4 protein-coding genes are annotated in these 5,314 nt (G+C 68.8%); 3 read left to right on the plus strand and 1 reads right to left on the minus strand.

The window, feature by feature from the left end; translation table 11 throughout:
* Positions 1–354 precede the first annotated feature (354 nt).
* Positions 355–2,190: a long-chain fatty acid--CoA ligase gene (locus VF665_RS00970; RefSeq protein WP_331051526.1), complete on the minus strand. Its 1,836-nt coding sequence runs from the start codon at positions 2,188–2,190 to the stop codon at positions 355–357.
* A gap of 265 nt (positions 2,191–2,455) precedes the next feature.
* Here VF665_RS00970 and VF665_RS00975 point away from each other — a divergent pair, with 265 nt between their 5' ends.
* The 3 genes from VF665_RS00975 to VF665_RS00985 all read left to right on the plus strand — a co-directional run.
* Complete coding sequence (locus VF665_RS00975) at positions 2,456–2,914, plus strand: GNAT family N-acetyltransferase (RefSeq protein ID WP_331051527.1); 459 nt, start codon at positions 2,456–2,458, stop codon at positions 2,912–2,914.
* A 194-nt stretch (positions 2,915–3,108) separates the two neighbouring features.
* On the plus strand, positions 3,109–4,083 hold the full coding sequence (locus VF665_RS00980; protein ID WP_331051528.1) for a MoxR family ATPase: 975 nt from the start codon (positions 3,109–3,111) through the stop codon (positions 4,081–4,083).
* A gap of 420 nt (positions 4,084–4,503) precedes the next feature.
* On the plus strand, positions 4,504–5,314 hold an 811-nt coding region (locus VF665_RS00985), incomplete at its 3' end, for a DUF58 domain-containing protein (RefSeq protein WP_331051529.1).

Genomic DNA, 5,314 nt, shown 5'->3' on the forward strand with positions numbered 1-5,314 from the left:
TCCTCTCCCCGCTGGAAATCAGACGAACCGCTTCCAGTTTGAACTCGCGCGTGAACTGCCTTCGCTTCTCGGCCATGTGTCACCTCCTGCCCGTAAACCTACGGGCTTATGTTGGTGTCCACCAAGCCGGGGCAATCCTACCGGTGCCCCCTCTCCCACATCTGTTCGTGGGAGAGGGTGGACGCGTCTCAGCGCGGACGGGTGAGGGCCACACCGTCGGCCGCCCCCATCTATCCAATCACGTGTGATCCCCGTCGACGAAAACGGCCGGACTCCTCGCGGAGTCCGGCCGTCTGTGGATCCACCTTCGAGAGTCATCCGCCGATCATGAACGCGCGCACGACGGCATCGTGATCATGCCTTTCCCGCGTCGCTCCCGGCGTACATCTCTTCGATCACGGCGGAGTACTCCTTTTCCACCGCCTTGCGCCGCACCTTGAGCGTGGGCGTCAGCATTCCGTTGTCCACCGTGAACTCGTGGGGGATCACGGCCACCTTCTTGGGGCGCTCGTACTTGGCGAACTCCGCCAATCCGCCCAGCGCCTCCTTTTCCATGAACGCGCGCACCCGCGGCTCGGCGCAGAGCGCGTCGCGGTCCGTCGCGGTGATGCCCTGCGCGGCCGCCCAGGGGCGCAGGTTCTCAAACTCCGGCACCACCAGCAGCACCGGGAACGCGCGGCGGTCGCCGATGATCACCGCCTGCGCCACAAAGGTGGACATCGCCACCAAGTTCTCCATTGGCGCGGGCGCCACGTTCTTGCCGCCCGCCGTGACGATGATGTTCTTCAGCCGGTCGGTAATTCGCAGAAAGCCGTCATCCGTGATCTCGCCAATGTCGCCGGTGTGGAACCAGCCGTCCGCGTCCACCGCCTCGCGCGTGGCCTCATCGTTGTTCCAGTACCCCTTCATCACGTGCGGCCCGCGGGTCAGGATCTCGCCGCTGCCGTCGGCAATGCGCACCTCCACGCCGGGAATGGGGCGGCCCACGCTGCCCAGTTGCATGGCCCCGGGCTTGTTGACGGCAATCACGGGCGACGTTTCCGTCAGCCCGTAGCCCTCGTACACGGGAAGCCCGGCGCCAAGGAAGAAGCGCGCGATCTCCGGGCTGAGCGGCGCGCCGCCCGAGACGAAGTTGCGCAGCCGGCCGCCCGTGCGCGCCTGCAGCTTGCTGAACACCAGCTTGTGGGCGATCCCGTACTGCACGCCCAGCAGCCCCGACGGCGCGCGCCCCTGCACCCTCAGGTCCGCCACCTTTTCGCCGACGCCCCGGGCCCAGGCCACGATGCGCGCCTTGACCCCCGTGGCGCTCACCACCTTGCTGTAGATCTTTTCGAACAGGCGCGGAACGGAGACGGCGATCATGGGGCGCACCTCGCCCAGGTCGTCCGCAACCGTATCGACGTGCGTGTAGGCGACGCAGGTGCCCACGTCCCAGTACAGGTAGTCCACCATCCGCTCGAACACGTGCGACAGCGGCAGGAACGAGAGCGTGGTATCGCCGGGGTGAATGACGTCGCTCAGCCCGTGCTGCAGGCACCCGGCCACGTTGGACGCCAGGTTGAAGTGGGTGAGCATGACGCCCTTGGGGTTGCCCGTGGTGCCGCTGGTGTAGATCAGCGTCGCCACCTCGTCGCGTCCCACCGCCAGGGCACGCTCGCGGAACCCGCCGAAACGCCCTTCGGAGACGGCCCGTTCCCCGGCGGCCAGCACGTCGTCCATCGCGGTGACGCCCTCGCCCTTGCCGTCGAACGCGATCACGTGCCTGAGGTCCGGGAGCGACCCGCGGATGGCGGCGATCTTGGCCGCCTGCTCCGGCGTGCTCAGCAGCACCACGCTCGCCCCGCAGTCCCGGACGATGTATTCCACCTGGTTGGCGGGAAGGGTGGGGTAGATGGGGACGTCGATGGCGCCCAGCCCCGTAACGGCGAAGTCGGAGATGGCCCACTCCGGCCGGTTCTCGGAAAGGATGACGACGCGCGATCCGGCCTGCACCCCCAGGTCTGCGAGCGCGGCGGCGAGGGCGGTGGTGCGCCGTTCGATCTCCGCGTGCGACAGCGTAAGCCACTTGCCGTCCGCGCGGTACATCATGGCCTGCTCGCGCCGGTGCCGGTCGATGCCGCCAAAGAAGATGCGCGGAATGGTGTCGCGCTCCACGGGGTGCAGCGGAACCAGCGTGTTCTCCTTGCGCATCAGCTCTCCCGATCGGTCCCGAAGTCGTGCGCCCGTCATAGATGGCCGGATGGGCGGGTTGAAGGGTGAAAATGCCGGAGGTGCACGCGGAAAACAAGGCGCCGTACGGACGTTCGATCAAGGAGGGAAGTACGAATTACGAGAGTACGAAAGTGAAGATCAGGACCAGCGAGACCGTTCCCGTCCCGGTATCGCGTAGTACACTCGCGCGGAAACGGGGCGCATAGCAGTTTGTGAGACCGCCACCTTCTCCCTCTCGCCGATCATGACTGAACCCGTCATCCGCCGCGCCACCGCCGCGGACCTTCCGGCCATCGTCGCCATGCTGGCGGACGACCCGCTGGGCCGCACGCGCGAGGACCTGTCCATCCCGCTGGACCCGCGCTACACGGCCGCGTTCCACGCCATCGACGCCGATCCCAACCAGCTCCTCGCCGTCGTTGAACGCGGGGGTGACGTCGTAGGGACGCTGCAGCTCACCTTTCTGCCCGGACTGTCGCACCGGGGTGGGTGGCGGGGGCTGGTGGAGGCGGTGCGCATCGCGGAAGCAGAGCGCGGCGTGGGCTTGGGCGCCACGCTGATGCAGTGGGCCATCGAGAAGTGCCGCGAGCGTGGATGCCGGATGGTGCAGCTCACCACCGACAAGTCACGCACCGATGCGCACCGCTTCTACGAGCGCCTCGGCTTCCGCGCATCGCACGAAGGGATGAAGCTGGTGCTCTGACCGGCGGGGCACCCCGGACCACACGCGCGGCAAGGACGTTCATTGAACCGACTCTGTCGCACTCTCGTCTTTCGTACTCTCGTACTGTCGTACTTTCGTACCCCGCTTCCTCCCCGAAACGACCGTTCCCGCCGCGCAGGTGTATACGCCCGCGGTTCCTCCGCATCTCCCGCCCATCCCCAGTGAACGCGTCCATGCTGAACGCCGTTCCGGTCGACGCACCGGACCTGGACCTTCGCCTGCTCGACGACCTTGTCGCGCAGGTGGAAACCGTGTTTCGCGGCAAGCGCGAAACTGTGCGCCTGTCCATCGCCGCCCTGCTCGCCCGCGGCCACCTGCTGTTCGAGGACGTGCCCGGCGTGGGTAAGACCACGCTGGCGCGGGCGCTTACGGCCGCGCTGGGGCTGGACTTTCGCCGCATCCAGTTCACCAGCGACCTGCTGCCCAGCGACGTGCTCGGCGTGTCGGTCTACAATCCGCGCACGCACGAGTTCGAGACGCGCCCCGGGCCCATCTTCACGAACATGGTGCTGGCGGACGAGATCAACCGCGCCCCGCCGCGCACCCAGAGCGGGCTGCTGGAGGCCATGCAGGAGGGCCGCGTGACCATCGACGAGCGCAGCTTTGACCTGCCGCGCCCGTTTCTGGTGATGGCGACGCAGAACCCGCTGGAGCAGCACGGGACGTATCCGCTGCCGGAAAGCCAGCTTGACCGCTTCATAATGCGGCTCTCCATCGGCTATCCCGACGCGGACGAGGAGCGCACGGTGCTGCTGCAGTCGTCCGGCACGCACGATCCCGTGGAGCGTATCCGCGCCGTGCTGAACCCGCAGAGCGTCGTCATGCTGCAGGACCGCGTGGATTCGGTGCACGCCGACGCATCCGTTGTCGATTACCTGATGGCGATGGTGCAGGCCACGCGCACGGAGCCGCGGTTCCGCGCCGGCGCCAGCACCCGCGGCGCCATTGCACTGCTGCGTGCCGCGCGGGGATATGCGCTGGTGGACGGGCGCGAGTTCCTGGTGCCGGATGACGTGCGGCGCCTCGCCGGCCCCGTGCTCGCGCACCGCCTCCTCCCCGCCGGCGCTTCCGCCGCCACCGGCGAGGCGTACGGCGAGGCCGTGATGCTGCTGGACGAGATCGTCGCGCGCATCCCGGTGCCGGTGTAAGGGGCTGGCGCTGCTGAGCGAATGAATCCGCCGCAACAACGGCGGAAAGTTCCCCCAAACAGACGGGGGGACTTCACCTGCTCGCGGCAGAGGCCCCGGTGTGAATTCTCCCCCTCTCCGTGCGGCAGTTTGCACGGGGAGGCGCCGGGGGAGGGGCCCCGAGCCGCGGGTGCGAGCCGAACCATGAGCCCACACCCGTACCGCAGTTGGGGTGTGCCCCCTCTCCCACATCTGTTCGTGGGAGAGGGTGGCGAGCTTCAGCGAGCCGGGTGAGGGCCCCAAGCTGCGGCCACGCCACACTTCGATCGCGCGCCGTCCCGATCGTGCTTGCTGGCAATCGCCTGATCGCAGTCGCCTGATCGCAGTCCCGACGTCCGGCATCCCGGACCGTCCGCCGTACCTGAGGCAACGAACACCGCCGTGAAACCCGTTCCGCCCACCGCAACGCAGCGCATCCGCAAGCGCATCCGCCGCTGGCTCCGGCCGCCGCGCCGGCTGCGCTTTTCGCGCGGGGGCTGGTTCTTTACCGGGGGTTCCGTGCTCCTGGGCCTGGCTGCCATGGGCACCGGCAACAACCTGCTCTTTCTGCTCCTGGGCGGCATGCTGGGCTTCATCACCCTCAGCGGCGTGCTGAGCGAGCAGATGGTGCGCCGCCTGGAGGTGCGCCGCCGCGTTCCCCGCGCCACCGCCGGCGAGCCCGCGCGCATCACCTACGAGATCCGCAACGGCAACCGCCGCCTGTACGCGTATTCCATCGAGGCGGGTGAGGACGGCATGGAGGGCCGCGGGTGGACGCCCGTCATCGCCCCCGGAGCTACCGGCGTGGCGCGCGCGGAGGCCACGTGGCCCAACCGCGGTGTGGTGCCGCTGGAAACCATCGTCGTGTCCACCTCCTTTCCCTTCGGACTGTTCGTGAAGGAACGCGACATCGACCTGGCCGGCGAAGTGGTGGTATGGCCGCGCACGGACCGGCCCGTGCGCGAGCCCCGCCCCAGCGGCGAGCGGGTGCGCAGCAGCGGCGAAAGCATGGCGGGCGCGGCGGGCGCGCGCGGCGAGTACCGCGGCCTTCGCCCGTACCGCTCCGGCGACGATCCGCGCGACGTGCACTGGCGCACCACGGCGCGGGTGGGCCACCCCGTGGTGCGCGAGTACGAACGCGACCGGTCCCGCGCCCTGTGGCTCTGCCTGGACCTGCGCGCGCCGGACGCCGAACTGGCCGAGGCCGCCGCGG

This window comes from Longimicrobium sp. (genome assembly GCF_036387355.1).
Taxonomy (GTDB): Bacteria; Gemmatimonadota; Gemmatimonadetes; order Longimicrobiales; family Longimicrobiaceae; genus Longimicrobium.

Coding starts and splice junctions, on each gene's coding strand:
- VF665_RS00970 (WP_331051526.1), bottom strand. CDS start 2,190: ATGCGCAAGGAGAACACGCTGGTTCCGCTGCACCCCGTGGAGCGCGAC.
- VF665_RS00975 (WP_331051527.1), top strand. CDS start 2,456: ATGACTGAACCCGTCATCCGCCGCGCCACCGCCGCGGACCTTCCGGCC.
- VF665_RS00980 (WP_331051528.1), top strand. CDS start 3,109: ATGCTGAACGCCGTTCCGGTCGACGCACCGGACCTGGACCTTCGCCTG.